This window comes from Paenibacillus sp. HGF5 (assembly GCF_000204455.1).
GTDB lineage: Bacteria > Bacillota > Bacilli > Paenibacillales > Paenibacillaceae > Paenibacillus_AQ > Paenibacillus_AQ lautus_A.
Window position 1 is genome coordinate 35,888 of record NZ_AEXS01000119.1, and the last position, 16,511, is coordinate 52,398.

Genomic DNA, 16,511 nt, shown 5'->3' on the forward strand with positions numbered 1-16,511 from the left:
CTGGCTTTTTCTGCATTCACACCACTCCACACCCTTCTGTTGGTCACAATTCTTACGGATAGAGAACATAAAGCCCTTGCTCCCCTTCCTTCAGCAGATGTCCACTTTACAGGAGAAGAAGGAGCAAGGGCATAGATCGTACTGCCTAAGTGTGTTTAACGGATTTGCGTATCGGCTTGCGCCTGCGCATCTTTCAGAACGGTTTCCACGTCTTTACCGCCGAGATATGCCTGCATGGCAACGACCATAATGTCCTCGATGGCGTACGTGTTCATGCCGTAGTTCACGTTAGGAATTTGTTCGGTCCAAGCGGCAAAGTCCGAAACGACCTTCTGCCCTTGGAAATACTCATCCGCTGCCGCGTAAGCTTCTCCGCTTGCGGCCGCTTTCAGGGTGCCGATCACCCCGACTTTTGTATTCAATGTCTGATACAGCTCAGCATCGGAAGCAAACGTCTTCGCGAGGAACTCCGCAGCTGCTTCTTTGCCTTCTACGTTCATCACATACCAGGAGCTGCCGCCCAGGTTGGATGCATGGACAGAGCCTTCTGTTGCCGCAAGCTTAGGCAGCGGGGCTACCGCCCATTTACCGGATTGGGAAGCTTCGGCTTTGATCGAAGGCGTGATCCAGTTGCCGGTCGGTACGGTAGCCACTTCACCGCTGTTGAATGCTCCAACGAATTGGCTCCAGTCCGAGTTCACCTTCACGATGCCGGAATCCATCATTTCTTTGTACAATTCAAAGGCTTCCTTCAATGGTGCATTGTCAGCTATTGTCGGCGTATGGCCGTCTTCCGCCGTATACCACGCCCCCGCGGATTGGATCATCATGCGGATAAGTCCCAGATCATTAGGATCCAGCGTAATCATGCTTTTGCCGGTTTTCTCTTTGACGGCTTTGCCAATCTCGATGTACTGCTTCCAGTCGATGTCCTGCAGGTCGTCCAGACTGTAGCCTGCCTGCTCGAGATAATCCGTTCGTACGTACATTCCCGTCACGCCGGAGTCAAACGGAACGCCGTACTGCTTGCCGTCGACGCTGGTCGGGCCAATCTTGTAATCCGCGAAATCGTCCACTTTCACGACGTCCGTCAATTCGTAGAAGGAATCCGGATACGCTTGCAAGAAGCTCTGTGCACGGTAATCCTCAATGAGCACGATGTTAGGCAGCCCTTTCGTGGAACCGGAATTGAGCCCTGTGTTCAGCTTTTGGACGATATCGGCCTGTGCATTCTCTACCACATTAATCGTGACATCCGGATTCACTTGAGCGTAGGCTTCCTTGGCAACATTCATGGCCGCAATGTTAAATGCCGGGTCCCAAGCCCAAACCGTAATCTCTTTTGTCCCGGTACTGCCTTCATTGCCGGAATTGCCGTTGCTGTCTGTTCCGCCTTCCTTACCGCCCGAAGAACATGCCGACAAGAGTACAACGCCAGCCAGCAGTAAGCTCATTAATTTTTTCAATGCGTAAACCCCCTTTTAATCTAAAAAATAATAAAAGATGGAAGCGTTTTCTCTGTTGCGCATCCATCTTATCACTTTGTATTCGTTTTCATTGGCACTATCTTTGTCAGCTTTGGTGCTATTATTAGATCCTGTTTTCGCTTTCATACAGGCTCTGGTACTATCTTTAGATTCTTGTAATATCTTTAGCTTTGGTCAATGGAAGCGTAAGGATGATTTTTGTTCCTTCACCGCGTTTGCTTGTAATGTGGACCCCGTATTTCTCGCCGTACATCAATTTAATTCGATCATCCACATTGCGTATCCCAATGCCGGAGAACAATTGGCGTTTGCTCATCGGTGCAGGCAACGAGTCTTCTTTGGGCGGGTTCTGCTCAAGATTCATACCGTCCCCGTCATCTACGACTTCACACACAAGCTGGTCTTCCTGAACGGCAATCATGATCAAAATTCTTCCCTCTCCCTTGATGTTGAATGCATGGAAGAATGCATTCTCAATAAAAGGCTGAAGAATGAGCTTGGGCATATGATAATCCAGGCTATCCGGCTCCACGAAGTAATGGACGCGGATTTTCTCTCCGTACCGCACATGATTAATATACACATAATGCTTGAGCGTCTCGAGTTCCTGCCGCACAGGAATGGTGGAATGAATATCGCTGACCGTATTTTGCAGAAGCGATATGAGCGCGTTAATCGTACCTGCGGCTTTATCCTTGTTGCCCTGCTGCACCAGAAATTTGACCGAAGCCAGCGTGTTATACAAAAAATGCGGATTGATCTGCATTTGAAGCGCGGCCAGCTCCGCATTTCGCTGCTGCTTCTGGGTTTCCATCAATCGGTCTACATAATCATGCAGCGCATCCAGCATAAAGTTGAAGGCGTTCCCCAGCTCCTTCACTTCATAACTGCTGTTTGCAACATCTACATGATGATCGAACCCGCTCGTCGGAATGCTCGACATCTGTTCGACGAGTACGCGGAGCGACTGCGTCATTCGTCGGGTGATCAGAAAAACAATGACAAGCGATATCGCAACGATAGCCATGATTGTCAACGTGACGGCTTTGGCATTCACCATCTGTCCGGTCACGGCTTTCTTGTCGATCATATTCACTAAATAAAATTCGAATTCGGGCAAATATTCCGAGAACACAATTCGTTCGTTCCCCATTATATAGGCAGACTGATCGTCTTCTCCCTCGTCTTGATCCGTTACGACCTCCTGAAGCAGTCCCTTATCCGACATCCCGATCAATTCGGTCCTGTTGCTGGAAACAATGACCCCTTCCTTGTTCAACAGCACGACGTCATTGCCTTCGCTTGTAAAATTCGCATAAAAGGGCTTAAAATTACGGTCGCGAATGACTACGTACAAGGTGCCGTAAATTCTGCCGGTAGACTGGTCAAAGAGAGCTTTGGAGGCGACGAGCATGGGCTCCTGTGCGTTATTAGGATCATCGCCGCGATATAGCTGGTACAGGATTTGCGCAGGATGGGCCTTCGTTGTCTTGGTAATCGGGTGATCCTTCAGTTCCTCGGCCGAGACCGACCAATACCAAGGATCGGTGGAATAACTTCGGCCGTTCGCTCCAACGATCATGATGCCGACGTCATAGGCGCTAAAGTTGGACTGAATCGACTTCATACCCTCTGTCATCCGGTACGTTTTCATCGCCAGAGCCACGGCCTCCGTTTCTCCGCCCGATAAATAGCTACGGATCGCCGCATTCTGGGCGATCATGGTGGCACCGGTGGCTATGGCGTTATTATAGGACTCCAGGTTTGACTTCATCTGGTTCAACAGCTTGCCGTTCGTGATGCTGAATGTCTGCAGAAATAACTTCTCCGACATGCTGATGGTAATGGACAGCGTCAGGAGGGAAACGGTAACGATGCTGATGAGGGTCACAAGAAACAGCTTAAGGAATAAGCCCTGTTTTCGCAGCTTGGTTATGACATTTCCGATCATGATTCCCGTATCTCCCGCGCGTCTTGTCTCCGAAACTGACTCGGAGAGATGCCTGTCTGCTTCTTGAACACCTTAGTGAAGTAACTCTGATCGGAGTACCCTACGCTGGCGCTGATTTCGGAAATCGTAAGTTCCGTTGTCAGAAGCAGCTCCATGGCTTTTTCCAAACGGATTTTATTGAGGTATTCGCTGAATCCCTCCCCATTATACGAAGCAAAATAACTCGACAGATAAGAAGCATTAAAGTGGAACTGCCTGGCCACTCCGGTAAGTGTGATGGGGTCGGCGTAATGGTCCTTAATATATTCAAGCAGCCGGTCCATATTGGGATTAACGGATGTATTCGTCTCGCCTATCGCACGTTCCGCTTCGCGGATGAATGCTTCGACAACGGCGATAGCTTCGCCGGCATACCTGGCTTCGTCTATTTTTCGGAAATAGTCGTATTTGGCATTCTCCAGGCTTCCGGTCTCGACCTTCATTTTTCCAAGCGTGGTCGCCACGTTAAATATGAAATTCCCCAACGACGATTTGAATTCGAAAATATCGGTACGATAATCCATTGAGCGCAGGCAGGCGTATTCCAAAAAGCCGGTGAAGGCCTTCCGGTACTGCTTGCGTTTCAACTGTTCCAAGAGCTCGCCCATGTCGTATTCGAGAGGCGAATCCGGAAGGCCCGGCAAATGTTCGTATTCAATCAGCGTCCGATCCTTAAGGAAGAAGCCGTATCGCATGAGTTTCAGATAATTGTCATGGTATACCTCGCCGAGACTATTAAAGTCGGCGAAGCACTGGCTGATAACAAAATGCGTCTCGCTCGTATCATGAGCCAGTTTGGGGATCAATTGCCGGAGTTCAATGACAAGTTCGTTCCTCCGCTCGGGATTCACGTTCAGCAAAAAAAGAGCCGTATCGTTGACAAACTTCAACCGCATAAACACCATGTCGGCCATCGCTATCTTTCGAAGTTCGCTTTCCAATTCGTTTCCGAAACTCCATCTGTCCCCGGATTCTTTCACATGCTTCAGATCCGCACCGAAAAACAAATACTGTCCGAAAGGAAACCTCGAATGCACCAGCAAGGGATCCAGCGAAGACTCATACCCCGTCATGAGTTTCTCGATGGCTTGCAGGATCTGCGCTTCCCCTTGATCCGCACGTGGATCGGCGTCCGGCTTCATGGCGACCATTTTGGCCGTAACCTTATTGAGGATGGACATCAGATAATCGGCTTCCAGCTTCGGCTTCAGGATATAATCCGCTACGCCGCTCTGAAAAGTAGACCGAACATAATCGAACTCGCTGAAACTGCTAAGAACGATGATTTCAATGTGGGGATACTTCTCCTTAACGACCTTGACCAGCTTCTCCCCTCCCATGACGGGCATTACGATGTCGGTAAGAATGACATGAGGGCTCACTTCATCCATCAAATTCAGTGCTTCCAGACCGTTAGAAGCCTCGCCTACGATTCGGTACCCCTCCTGTTCCCAATCCAGAAGGTGCTTAATCCCCTGTCTGACAAGCATTTCGTCGTCGACGATCATGATCTTGAATACGGGTTTCATATCGGCTCCCCCCTTGCAGCTTGCAACCTTCCGCAGTCATACACGGTATGAATACAATTTAAAAAAAGCCCTGAATTACCAGGGCACATCCCTTCTATCCCCGCCTTGATTCCTAATGTAACCGTTTACGATTTCCTGGATATGGCTTAACCTCTTCCGTCAATGGAAGAGAATCCGCGTGGAAGGAATTAAGACATACTGTTATCATACACTGCAAAATAAAATTAAGAAATATGCTGTCCATTTCCATCTGCCGTTTGACCTTCCATGATCCTCTTTCATCTGAACCATGTTCAACCAATTCAAGAGAATGGTTCAAAGTTCCACCATCGCCTTAATGACCTTGGCGGAAGGACGGAGCCAGCCCTGGAATTCTTGGATCAATTCGTCGAACCGGCATCGATGGGTGATGTACGGATCTACATCAATGCCGCCTTCCGAGATCCGCTGCATCACATCATGGAAATCATCCCTGGTCGCGTTACGGCTGCCCATCAGCGTCAATTCCCGCTTATGGAATTCGGGATCCCGAAATGAAATGTCCCCTTGAATCAAACCGACATACACCAAGGTTCCCCCATGCCCAACCATGTTAAAAGCGTTGGTCATGGAGGGTTGGTTTCCCGTTGCGTCCAAAACGATGGAAGGAAATTCTCCATCCGTTAGCGCCGAAAGATCGGACAATTCATCTCCAACCTGGATGGCATGATCCACCTTCGCCCAGGCTTTGCAGAAGGCCAACCGATCGGCATTCATATCCATGGCAATAACGGTTGCCCCTAGCGCTTTGGCAAAAACCATGATCCCCAGTCCTATCGGACCGGCTCCGATGACTAAAACCGTATCCTTCGGGGTCACATTCGCCCGTTTAACGCCATGCGCGCCGATGGCAAGCGGTTCTACCAAAGCAGCCTGATCCAAGGTCAGCCCTTCCGCCCGCATCAAATGACGAGTCGGAACGGAGATGCGCTCGCGCATGCCGCCGTCGATATGCACACCCATCACCTTCAACGATCTACAGCAGTTTGTTTTGCCTCTAAGGCAAGGCATACATTCCCCGCAGTGTATGTAAGGAATGACGCAGACGGTGTCTCCGGGCTTCAATCCCTCTTCGTTAGCTCCGACTTTTTCAATGATGCCGGATAGCTCATGGCCGAGAATACGCGGGTACGTAAAAAAGGGCTGATTCCCGCGAAAGGCATGCAGATCCGTACCGCAAATCCCGATCCGCTTGATGCGGACGATGGCTTCTCCTTCGAGCAATGGAGGCTCGGGCAAATCCTCCCGGTATTGAAATTTCCCGATCTCTTGACATACGATACCCTTCATCATAGCTGCCTCCTCTTCATCATCGGATGCCTTCATTGTATTCCTGGCGTCCACTTATCCAAGTCCGTCCTTGTACGGGCTCCAATATCTTCAATACTTCCGCCAAGAGGGTCTGATCCAGCGGCTCTTCGCTCCAAGCAGCATTACGTTGTATATTGTCGGGATTGGCCGTACTGACCAGTGTCGTCGGGATCTGTTCATTCGAAGTCGAGAATTGCACGGCTAGCTTCGCGATATCCGTTCCGGCTTTAGCGCAATACTCGGCCGCACGTCTGCAGGCTTCCCTGATTTCCGTTGAAGCCGGATGCCAAGACGGTGCTCCTCGGGAACCGAGAAGGCCCATGGATAAGGGAGAGGCGTTAATAAGCCCAATTCCTTCCTTGTCAAGCAGCGGCAGCAAACCGGTAAGCGTCTGATCGTTCAAAGAATAATGGCAGTAAGAAATGATGGCATCGACTTCGATTTGGGGCAGCAATTTTTCGAACAGCTGCAGAGGCAGACCGCAAATCCCTCCAAAACGGATTTTTCCCTTTTCCTTCAAAAGCTGGAGTGCAGGAAGGGCCTCCTCCATTACAACGGATGCGGGAACGAACTCAATATCATGCAAAAAGAGAATATCCACGTAATCGGTTTGGAGTCGCTTCAAGCTCTCATCGATACTGGCGATAATCCGCTTGGACGTGAAATCAAAATCATTCTCGCCATAGCGGCCTGCTTTCGTAGACAGGATGAATTGGTCCCGGGGTAATTGTCGGATCGCTTCGCCCAGCACGGTTTCCGCCTTCGTCAATCCGTAATAAGGGGATACATCGATCAAATTGATGCCCGCATCCATGGCTGCGTGCACGGTACGGATTCCCTCGCTGTCGTCGGTTTCCCGAAAGACGGAGCCTAAGGAAGACGCTCCGAAGCCTAATATCGAAACATCCAGACCGGTTCGGCCTAACTTACGGTATTTCATGATGAACACCACCCTTATCCAACTTATAGAACGCCTTGGCGTTCAGACCGAACAAACGCGCATGTTCCTGTTCTCCCCAATGCTTCGGCAGCGCTTCTGCTAATACGTCTACCACTTGGTCATATCCCGCCGATAGCAGGCACACGGGCCAATCGCTGCCGAACATGACCCGATCGGGACCGAACATCGCGACCACTTTATGTACATACCCACTAAAGTCTTCCTGGCTCCACCGGCGATGCTCCGCCTCGGTCACCATACCGGATAGCTTGCAGTAGATGCGCGGAAAACGGGCGATTCGCTTCATCAAGCTCTCCCAAGGCTCCATCTGTCCGCTTCGGATCGGCGGCTTGCCCAGATGATCGATGACGCCGCGGATGCCGGGGACCTGCTCAATCAGCTTCAGCAGCGGCTCCAGCTGATGACTCCGAACAAGAAGATCGATCGGAACGTCTTCCTTGGCATATTCGTTCAATGCTTGGATGAATGACGGCTCCAAGATGACGTTGGCGTCCGGCATATCCTGAATCATGAGGCGAAAGCCGATAAATTTCGGATGTTTCCGAAATCGCTCATAATGCCGGCGGTGCTCCGGATCGAACAGGTCGATCCATCCTACCACTCCGACAATGGTAGCATCGCGATCCGCCAACGATAACAGATAGTCCGTCTCTTCCAAGGTCGGTGCCGCCTGAACCGTTATGCTGCCGTCCAATTGATGCGAATCCAAATGCGGCTTAAGATCGGAGGGCAAGAAGTTTCGATAAAGCTCCGGAACCTCCGGCGTGATCCATTCATAGTCCCCTCTCTCAATCAGCCAATAATGCTGGTGGGCATCCAATCTCATATCCATCCCTGCCTTTTAAGTATAGTGTTCGCTATCTTTATTGTACGTTCATAATCTGTGCACAAAAATAGCCAAGGATTGCATTTTTATAACCTATTTTGATATTGTTGTCCTTAATAGAGGATAAGGAGTGGTAAAATCATGACTCCCCTGCGTAAACCCTTTCATGGGGACCCCCTGTTTCCGATGGAAATGGTTTATCGGACTATAAAAAGCCCCCAATTGGAGCTGCCTCATCACTTGCATGATCTTTACGAATTGGTTTATGTGTACCAGGGAAAAGGCACTTTTTTTATTGAGAACAAGCTGATGGAGAAAAATGAAGGCGACCTTTTCATCATACCCGGGAACACGATTCACAGCTCTTTCCCTGACCCGGACCAGCCCATTGTTTCGAGTGCTTTATTCTTTGCGCCTTCGCTTGTACTCGGTGCGAACGGAAGCGATTTGCAATACTCCATTCTCAGCTGTTTTGAATATGCCCAAAGAACAGGGTCCTACCGTCATCAATTGCCCAAGTCGAACCAAGCCTATATCGAGGACATGCTGAAAGGAATCTCGGAAGAGATCCGGCTTGCCCAGCTAGGATTCCGCGAGGCGCTCGTGCTTCAACTGCGCTCCTTGCTGCTGCACATCAATCGCTATATCAGCACCCTGTCCGCAGAACAGACGGTCCACTCCCAGATCGGCCCGGCCTGGCTGATGGATTCCATCCAATGGATTCACGAACACCTGGATCAGCCTATCGGACTATCTGCTCTGTCGGCACAAGCTGCGGTGGACCCCGCCCATTTCTCCCGCATGTTCAAGAAATACACCGGGTTGCATGTGACGGGTTACATGCATGCTAAACGGATTGCCCGTGCCAAAGAGCTCCTGCGGAACCAAGAGGAGTCTGTCGGGCAAATCGCTGAAATCTGCGGGTATGCCACGCTGACGCACTTTCATCGCAATTTCAAAAAATTGACGGGTATGACCCCGGGAGCATACAGAAAGCAGGCTGCTTCCCATCGTTAAGACACGCCAACAAGTACTTGCGATCATGGCCAGCGCTTGTCCAACTAACGATTCACTATTCCCGCTTCATTTCAGTACTGTGCAGATGGCGTATTCAATATAATCTAGAAAGAGACACGGGAATACGAGGCTTCTTCTATTTCAAGGTAGGAGGAAGGAATATGCCGATACGTCCGCCAATACTACAGAGAGGCGATACTGTTGGAATCGTTACCTTGGGCAGCCCGCTCGCTGCCAGCATCATTGATGCACGGATCGAATTTTTGAGAGCAATGGGGTTCAATATTGTATTGGGTCAATATGTTTATGCGCAAAACGGGTTTCTGGCTGGCACCGACGAACAGCGGGCATCCGATTTAATGATGATGTTCCAAAACGAGCAGGTTAAAATGATACTGCCTACCAGAGGCGGCACAGGCGTAGCCGGAATCCTCCCGTACCTGGATTATCAGGTTATCCGGAATCACCCGAAAATCTTGACGGGCTACAGCGATATCACGGTTCTATTAAACGCCCTGCATCAACTGGTCGATTTAATTACCTTCCATAGTCTATTGCTTATTGACTTCAAACCCGAAACGCCAGCCTATAATTTCGATCAGTTTTTTGCGGCAACGTCCCTGTATTCATTAACGCGTCCCATCCTGAACCCGCCTGGAATGCCCCTGATCGGCCGGATTCCGGGCAACGTTACGGGGCCGCTTGTAGGCGGTAATTTAACGTCATTTGTTGATACGCTGGGGACTCCCTTCGAAATCGATACACGGGGGAAAATCATCGTTCTTGAAGAAACGCATGAACCTACCAATACCGTCTACAGATACTTCAACGATTTGAAGCTCGCCGGAAAATTTCGTGACTGCATCGGCATCATCATGGGGGAATGTACAGGCTGCCAGACGGCTTACGGCAAAGCCTATGAGGATGTCATCAACGAGTTCATCGTGCCTCTCGGCAAGCCGTTGATCACGAATCTTGCCACAGGCCATGGTATGTATAAAGCAGCTCTGCCGATTGGTGCAACCGTTAATCTCGATTCCATCCGTAATGCCATAACGGTGGTCGAACCCACGATCAGCGTATGATGTTCGTTTCCTAATCCCAGATGAATCAGCTGGAGCGGCTCCTGGCGGCCTAGCCCAAACATGATTGGAGGATATGGCGATGACTACTTTTCCAACGATCCCGGCAAGCCAATTGGTGCAGCGTCTGGAGCATCCGGGACATAAAATCCGCCTGGTGCTGGATACCGACGCGTTCAATGAAATCGACGATCCGTTTGCGATCGCTTACGCGCTGAAATCCGCGGATAACATGACCGTAGAGGCAATATATGCAGCGCCTTTCTTCAATGAGCTATCTTCAGGTCCTGCGGACGGAATGGAAAAAAGCTACCAGGAAATATGGAACATCCGCCGCATTCTGGGACGTGAAGACATCCCTGTCTATCGCGGCTCCACGGGTTACCTTCCTGCTTCCGACCAGCCGGTCGAAAGCGAAGCCGCGCGCAATCTCGTTGAGCGGGCCATGGCAAGCGATCCTGCCGATCCCTTGTATGTCGTTGCGATCGGTGCCATCACGAATGTTGCATCCGCCCTGCTCATGGAACCCCGGATCCTCGAACGGATCGTGCTGGTATGGTTAGGCGGGCATGCCCTGCATTGGAGCGATACGAAGGAGTTTAACCTTTTTCAGGATTTGCACGCATCCAGGCTGGTCTTGGACTGCGGCGTCCCGCTCATTCTCGTTCCTTGCCTCGGCGTGTCATCTCATTTGCAGACCTCGTTATCCGAACTGCGGGACTTCGTCAAAGGCCAAGGCGAGATCGGGGATTATTTATTCGAAACATATTTAAGTTGTTCCGACGATCATTTTGCTTATTCCCGGGTCATCTGGGACATTGGCGTCATTGCCTGGCTCAACAACCCGGAATGGTGTCCGAGCGCTCTGGTTCACAGTCCGCGCATATCCGAGGATTTCCGATGGATGCATGATCCGTTCCGGCACATGATTCGCTCCGTTCATTTCATTCGGCGTGACGAGGTGTTCCGGGATCTTTTCTTGAGGATTGCCCGATAGACATGGATAACTTATAAAAACGCCCTCATAAAGGATACATCCCCAAAAAAAAGCCCCTTCTACTTGATATAGAAGGGGCTGCCGGCGCTCTTAGGAAGCTATATGCAAAACACATACAAATACCGATGATTTGGATTGACAACCGTTTGGGTTATCACCACTCCGCGATGCTTCCATCCGTATGCCGCCAAACGGGGTTTCTCCAATTGTGTCCGATATCGGCCATTTTTCGCACATGATCTTCGTTGATTTCAATTCCCAAGCCAGGACCCTCCGGTATTTTCACGTAACCGTTCTCATACTCGAACACAAGATTATCCACAATGTAATCGAGTAAATCGCTCCCCTGATTATAATGAATGCCAAGGCTCTGTTCTTGAATAAATGCATTGTGGCAAGTCGCATCGACTTGAAGGCAAGAAGCCAACGCAATCGGTCCTAATGGACAATGCGGAGCTGCCGCCACATCAAACGCTTCAGCCATGGAGATGATTTTTTTGCATTCCGTAATACCGCCTGCATGGGATAGATCCGGCTGAATAATATCAACATATCCATCCATCAATATACGTTTAAACTCCCATTTGGAGAACATTCGTTCACCGGTTGCAATAGGGATGGCTACATGATTAGCGATGTCTCGCAGCGCTTCATTATTTTCGGGCAAAACCGGTTCTTCAATAAACATCGGGCGAAAAGGCTCCAGCTCTTTGGCTAAGATTTTGGCCATTGGCTTATGCACGCGACCGTGAAAATCAATGCCGATTCCAACATACGGACCCACCGCGTCCCTGACAGCTGCAATGCGTTCAATGACCTGGTCTATTTTCTCATAGGAATCGACATATTGAAGTTCTTCCGTACCGTTCATTTTTACGGCTGTAAATCCTCGGGAGACCACTTCTTTCGCCGATTTCCCGACATCTGAAGGACGATCTCCCCCAATCCATGAATAGACCTTGATGGACTCCCTTGCTTTTCCCCCAAGCAATTGATGGACGGGCGCGTTATAATATTTCCCTTTGATGTCCCATAAGGCTTGATCAATGCCCGAAATCGCACTCATTAAGATGGGGCCGCCCCGATAAAAGCCTGATCGATACATGAGATTCCAATGGTCCTCTATTCTTAATGGGTCTTTCCCTATTAAATTCTCCATTAACTCTTCTACTGCGGTTCCTACCGTTCTCGCCTTTCCTTCAATGACAGGTTCGCCCCAGCCGATAATGCCTTCATCCGTCTCCATCTTTAAAAACAACCAGCGGGGCGGTACTAGGAATAATTCGTAACCCGTAATTTTCATTATGAATACGCTCCTTAATCCTCGTTAGATTTTACGGCTGAAGCAAATTGTCTCGCTTTTTCTGATAATTGCACGAAATACTCATCTGTTATCTCCAGCTGCGTATTCACGAGTGCGCTTCCAATGCCACAACCAATAGCGCCCGCTTTCATAAATTCCTGAATATTGTTTAAATCTATGCCGCCAGTTGGTAGCAACGGAATTTGCGGAAGCGGTCCGCGTATATCTTTAATGAAGCTTGGTCCCAACGTCGCAGGAAACACTTTGATAATATCTCCGCCATTTTCATAGGCTGATAGAATTTCAGTTGGAGTAAAGGCCCCCGGGATGCTTACTGCTCCGTATCGTTTTGCCATTTTTATCGTTTCTATGTCAACCGTAGGAGACAGAATGAATTTGGCCCCTGCTAAGATAGCGGCTCGCGCAGTTTCCGAGTCCAGAACGGTACCCGCCCCCACCACCACTCGATCTCCTAGTTCAGCGGTTATCTCTTCAATGGCAGACAATGCGTTTGGTGAATTCATGGTGATTTCTAGCATGTTCACCCCGCCTTCGTGCAGCGCCTTTGCCATGTTCAAGACGTCTTTTGAATTGGCGCCGCGGATAATCGCTATTATTTTGCTATCTAGAATGCTGGACATGGTATTCATGAAGTTTATGCTCCCTCCTTACATTTAACGCGTGGCATCTTCTGTACCTACCCGGCCTACAGGACCCGCTGCATGTCCACTTAAAAAAGCCGGATTCATTCCTGCTATATAAACGTATTTCGTATTCGCGATAAAAGAACTGATAATAGAATGATAAAATTTGCAAGAAAAGAAGGCAGCCGATCGCCCTGACCAGCTGTCTTCTCTAGTTAATTATGTTGCAAGAACAAGCACACAATATTAGGCTTATTCCTTACGTATGAATCACTTCACGTAAAATGTGGCGTCCTTCTGATCCAATTCAGTCGTGATCGGCGAGATCTCCAACATGCCGTCCCGGTGCCTGATAAATGTTCCGGATATGTTATAAGACTCGAAGGAGGCTGCCCATGGACTTGAAAAGCCGGTACGCAACTTCCATGTCGCATCCTGTTTAAACAGAGAGGACTCATTATTGGACTCCAGCCAAATCTTGCCGTCGCGATGTCTGAGATATTGACCTGGAAAGGACACCGATTCGATGGAGACGGCGGATGGATCGGCCAGTCCAGGAACCATTCTCCATTGCGATTCACCGCTGTACTGCCCCCCGTCAATCTTCCCTCGGCCGTCATGATAACGAACAAAACTGTTTGCGATGTTAAAGCTCTCGAACTGATTGACCGGAATTTCCGCATCCACCCGCACCGCTTTCCAATTCTGCGTATCCAAACCATTGGCCGTCCATTGAATGACCTTGGTACCGGCCGGAGCGCCGGCACCCGCATTGTCCAGCATCAATCCGCTGCGCTCGTTCATGCTGGTGTAGTATCCGTTGCCCTTGTGCGTAAATTTCCACCTCTGAGTATCCAATTCATTATTCGTCCACATGATCACGTTTGTACCCGGTGTCGTGGCTCCGTTGGGATTATCCAGGATCAGGCTGTTGTTTACATTCATTGCCCGGAAGAAGCCGCCGTTTCTGTAATCCAACCGCCACCACTGGGTATCTGCCCCGAGATCGTTCCACTGGATGACGTTTGTCCCGGCCGGCGAACCGCCGCCGGCATTATCCAGAAGAAGCTGGTTATTCTGATTGACCAGCTTATAGGTCCCCCCGGAAACAAGGGAGAATTCCTTGTCCACCTGGGCTACATTGGCGCGGATTTCATTCCGGCTCCCTACTTTTACGGTATTGACCTCCAGGAGCAATGACGGGCCTAGCGGCAGCAGCGTTCCGCTCCAGGCAGCCGGTGTGCTCTGATTAGTCCCTTTTACGGTCAGCGGGGCGTCCATTTGCGTCCAGGTCGCTCCGTAATCGGCGCTCGTAAACATTTTGTTAGCGGAAGAAACCACATCCGTCATGCCCCGAACGTAAAAGCGGCCATTCGCGGTTCCGTCATCGATGTAAGCAACCTCCGGTGTCTGGGATGCGCGATATATTCCTGTTCCTACAACCTCCCCCAGATCCGTCGGGCTTCCCCAATGGATGCCATCAGGTGAGGTTTTGAACCGGACCGCAAAGTTAGGGGCTGCCCCCAGCATCTCAAAAAACATGAAATAGCTTCCGTTCTTCGCTTGTATGACCCGCGGCATCCCCGGACGCCAATTCCAATCTGCCTGATTGCCCACAATGATGCTGTAATTTCCCCAGGTCAGTCCACCGTCACTGGAAATCTCCTGCGCGATTGCCTGGTTATACCCCGGTTTCCGCTCATCCGAGTAATAGCAAATCAACCGGCCATCGGCCGTGATCGCAAACTCCGGCTCCCATGTACGCTTTGTCCCCTCGGTTCCCCTTGCAGCCAGGTTGCTGTGAAACTGCCAAGTGGCGCCGTTGTCCGTGCTTCTCCAGATATGAATCGTATACGGTGCGGAGTTGTCCCAATCCGTGGATGCAAACAATAAGGTTCCTGCCGGATAATCCCCAACCTGCTGAGGCAGTACATACAGCGTTGTCATGCCTTGCTGATTCCGGTTCAGTCCGTAATCATTCGGATCAATTTCACTGAATAAGGACCAGGTTGCCCCGTTGTCCGTGCTCTTGTAAAAGGGAAAGGGCTGCATGCCGCTCCATCCTGCGTTGCCGGGAAACCGCGGGGTGAAGGTGGTCAGAATATCTCCATTATCAAGCTTGACCGCCCTTACATAATAAGGCTCCGGTTCAGCCGGATTACTATATACAACCGTTCCGATAGCAGCCGCCTGCGCCGTTGGCGCGGCTAAGGTTGACATGAACAGCATAACGATGACTGCAAGCAGCCCAAAACGTTTCAGCCTAGTATTCATCTCGATCCCTCCATAATAGATAATGGATCATTTCATATGCAAATCTGTTTAAAGGCGTTCATTGATCACTCCCCCGATGGTACGGGCTGATGATGCGCATCGCTCCAAGGAACCCCGAAATCAGGCGTCCCATCAAGTTTCCAACCGAATTTCTGTATGCGCGTCGAGCGGATGCTCGCATCGGCGTCGGCTGAAGGAAGCGCATGGAAGACGATCCAGTCCTCTTGATCATCCGGAGACCTCGTAAAGCTGTTGTGGCCGGTCGCATAGACTCCGTTCTCTATACTTTTGCGAAATACAGGCTCCATCGACTTTTGCCATGAAGCCGGATCCATCGGATCGGCATCTTCATCCATCGTCAACATACCCAGGGCATAATCCTCGGACCAGGTCGTGCTGGCGGAATAAACCAGAAAAATGCGGCCGTTCCTATGCAGCGTGACGGGACCTTCATTAATGGCCATTCCGCCTTGTTTTTCCCACGTAAGCGTTGGAGCCGTTAGCAAGCTGTGTTCCCCGGTCAATGTCCAAGGGTTAACCATTTGCGCAATATAAATAGCAGATCCGTATTCGGGAAAATGTCCGTATCCGGCATATAGAAAATAAAGCCGGTCCCGAACCGTCATCACGGTGCCGTCCAAGCCCGGAACGGGAGTCTTCATCGCCCCTTTCCAAACCCATTCGCCTTCGAGCGGATCGCTATGTTCGTTCTCCAGCACGCATAACCCCCGCGATTCGTCTCCTCCGCCGTCGTTAGCCGTATAGTAGATGTACCATTTGTCATTCAGATAGTGTATTTCCGGTGCCCACAAGTTATAGCTGTAGGGGCCTCCCGGTTTCGGAGACCATAGGGTCTTCCTTCGGCCCTCTGCAAGTCCGGTCAAGCTGGAGGATCGGGTAAGTTCCAGGCGACCCGGCTGCGTGGACATAAAGTAATAATAGCCATCCGTGTGCTTCAGCACCCAAGGATCGGCTGCGTTTGCTACGATTGGATTGCTAAACGTCGTTGTGCGATTTGACATGCTCTCTCTCTCCTTTTATTCCTTCATTC

At 50.2% G+C, this 16,511-nt stretch carries 13 protein-coding genes; 3 read left to right on the top strand and 10 right to left on the bottom strand.

Going from position 1 to position 16,511, the window contains the following annotated elements:
* Nucleotides 1–155: 155 nt before the first annotated feature.
* The 6 genes from HMPREF9412_RS18545 to HMPREF9412_RS18570 form a co-directional block, all read right to left on the bottom strand.
* Nucleotides 156–1,466, bottom strand: a complete 1,311-nt coding sequence (locus tag HMPREF9412_RS18545) for an ABC transporter substrate-binding protein (RefSeq protein WP_009593226.1) — start codon at nucleotides 1,464–1,466, stop codon at nucleotides 156–158.
* 166 nt (nucleotides 1,467–1,632) lie between these two features.
* Nucleotides 1,633–3,438: a cache domain-containing sensor histidine kinase gene (locus HMPREF9412_RS18550; protein ID WP_009593250.1), complete on the bottom strand. Its 1,806-nt coding sequence runs from the start codon at nucleotides 3,436–3,438 to the stop codon at nucleotides 1,633–1,635.
* Entirely contained in the window at nucleotides 3,435–5,006 is a 1,572-nt protein-coding gene (locus tag HMPREF9412_RS18555) for a response regulator transcription factor (RefSeq protein WP_009593277.1), read from the bottom strand. Before HMPREF9412_RS18555 ends, HMPREF9412_RS18550 begins: the two co-directional genes overlap by 4 nt.
* Before the next feature lie 315 nt (nucleotides 5,007–5,321).
* Nucleotides 5,322–6,335 (bottom strand): zinc-binding alcohol dehydrogenase family protein, encoded by a 1,014-nt coding sequence (locus HMPREF9412_RS18560; protein ID WP_036672702.1) that lies wholly within the window; start codon nucleotides 6,333–6,335, stop codon nucleotides 5,322–5,324.
* Between the two features lie 19 nt (nucleotides 6,336–6,354).
* Nucleotides 6,355–7,296: an aldo/keto reductase gene (locus tag HMPREF9412_RS18565; RefSeq protein WP_009593195.1), complete on the bottom strand. Its 942-nt coding sequence runs from the start codon at nucleotides 7,294–7,296 to the stop codon at nucleotides 6,355–6,357.
* Nucleotides 7,283–8,143: an amidohydrolase family protein gene (locus HMPREF9412_RS18570; protein WP_009593267.1), complete on the bottom strand. Its 861-nt coding sequence runs from the start codon at nucleotides 8,141–8,143 to the stop codon at nucleotides 7,283–7,285. Before HMPREF9412_RS18570 ends, HMPREF9412_RS18565 begins: the two co-directional genes overlap by 14 nt.
* Nucleotides 8,144–8,284: 141 nt before the next feature.
* Here HMPREF9412_RS18570 and HMPREF9412_RS18575 point away from each other — a divergent pair, with 141 nt between their 5' ends.
* From HMPREF9412_RS18575 to HMPREF9412_RS18585, 3 genes are all read left to right on the top strand, one after another.
* On the top strand, nucleotides 8,285–9,160 hold the full coding sequence (locus tag HMPREF9412_RS18575; RefSeq protein WP_009593298.1) for an AraC family transcriptional regulator: 876 nt from the start codon (nucleotides 8,285–8,287) through the stop codon (nucleotides 9,158–9,160).
* A gap of 161 nt (nucleotides 9,161–9,321) precedes the next feature.
* Nucleotides 9,322–10,245 (top strand): S66 peptidase family protein, encoded by a 924-nt coding sequence (locus tag HMPREF9412_RS18580; protein WP_009593206.1) that lies wholly within the window; start codon nucleotides 9,322–9,324, stop codon nucleotides 10,243–10,245.
* A 79-nt stretch (nucleotides 10,246–10,324) separates the two neighbouring features.
* Entirely contained in the window at nucleotides 10,325–11,239 is a 915-nt protein-coding gene (locus tag HMPREF9412_RS18585; protein WP_009593246.1) for a nucleoside hydrolase, read from the top strand.
* A gap of 154 nt (nucleotides 11,240–11,393) precedes the next feature.
* Here HMPREF9412_RS18585 and dgoD read toward each other — a convergent pair whose 3' ends face one another.
* From dgoD to HMPREF9412_RS18605, 4 genes are all read right to left on the bottom strand, one after another.
* A complete protein-coding gene (gene dgoD, locus HMPREF9412_RS18590; RefSeq protein WP_009593299.1) occupies nucleotides 11,394–12,542 on the bottom strand; it encodes a galactonate dehydratase in 1,149 nt (382 codons plus the stop codon).
* Nucleotides 12,543–12,556: 14 nt separating this feature from the next.
* Entirely contained in the window at nucleotides 12,557–13,192 is a 636-nt protein-coding gene (locus HMPREF9412_RS18595; RefSeq protein WP_009593273.1) for a bifunctional 4-hydroxy-2-oxoglutarate aldolase/2-dehydro-3-deoxy-phosphogluconate aldolase, read from the bottom strand.
* A gap of 264 nt (nucleotides 13,193–13,456) precedes the next feature.
* A complete protein-coding gene (locus HMPREF9412_RS18600; protein ID WP_009593217.1) occupies nucleotides 13,457–15,460 on the bottom strand; it encodes an AbfB domain-containing protein in 2,004 nt (667 codons plus the stop codon).
* Nucleotides 15,461–15,525: 65 nt separating this feature from the next.
* A complete protein-coding gene (locus HMPREF9412_RS18605) occupies nucleotides 15,526–16,482 on the bottom strand; it encodes a glycoside hydrolase family 43 protein (protein ID WP_009593230.1) in 957 nt (318 codons plus the stop codon).
* Nucleotides 16,483–16,511: the final 29 nt, after the last annotated feature.

Coding starts and splice junctions, on each gene's coding strand:
- HMPREF9412_RS18580 (WP_009593206.1), top strand. CDS start 9,322: ATGCCGATACGTCCGCCAATACTACAGAGAGGCGATACTGTTGGAATC.
- HMPREF9412_RS18565 (WP_009593195.1), bottom strand. CDS start 7,296: ATGAAATACCGTAAGTTAGGCCGAACCGGTCTGGATGTTTCGATATTA.
- HMPREF9412_RS18575 (WP_009593298.1), top strand. CDS start 8,285: ATGACTCCCCTGCGTAAACCCTTTCATGGGGACCCCCTGTTTCCGATG.
- HMPREF9412_RS18560 (WP_036672702.1), bottom strand. CDS start 6,335: ATGAAGGGTATCGTATGTCAAGAGATCGGGAAATTTCAATACCGGGAG.
- HMPREF9412_RS18585 (WP_009593246.1), top strand. CDS start 10,325: ATGACTACTTTTCCAACGATCCCGGCAAGCCAATTGGTGCAGCGTCTG.
- HMPREF9412_RS18600 (WP_009593217.1), bottom strand. CDS start 15,460: ATGAATACTAGGCTGAAACGTTTTGGGCTGCTTGCAGTCATCGTTATG.
- HMPREF9412_RS18595 (WP_009593273.1), bottom strand. CDS start 13,192: ATGAATACCATGTCCAGCATTCTAGATAGCAAAATAATAGCGATTATC.
- HMPREF9412_RS18555 (WP_009593277.1), bottom strand. CDS start 5,006: ATGAAACCCGTATTCAAGATCATGATCGTCGACGACGAAATGCTTGTC.
- dgoD (WP_009593299.1), bottom strand. CDS start 12,542: ATGAAAATTACGGGTTACGAATTATTCCTAGTACCGCCCCGCTGGTTG.
- HMPREF9412_RS18605 (WP_009593230.1), bottom strand. CDS start 16,482: ATGTCAAATCGCACAACGACGTTTAGCAATCCAATCGTAGCAAACGCA.
- HMPREF9412_RS18550 (WP_009593250.1), bottom strand. CDS start 3,438: ATGATCGGAAATGTCATAACCAAGCTGCGAAAACAGGGCTTATTCCTT.
- HMPREF9412_RS18570 (WP_009593267.1), bottom strand. CDS start 8,143: ATGAGATTGGATGCCCACCAGCATTATTGGCTGATTGAGAGAGGGGAC.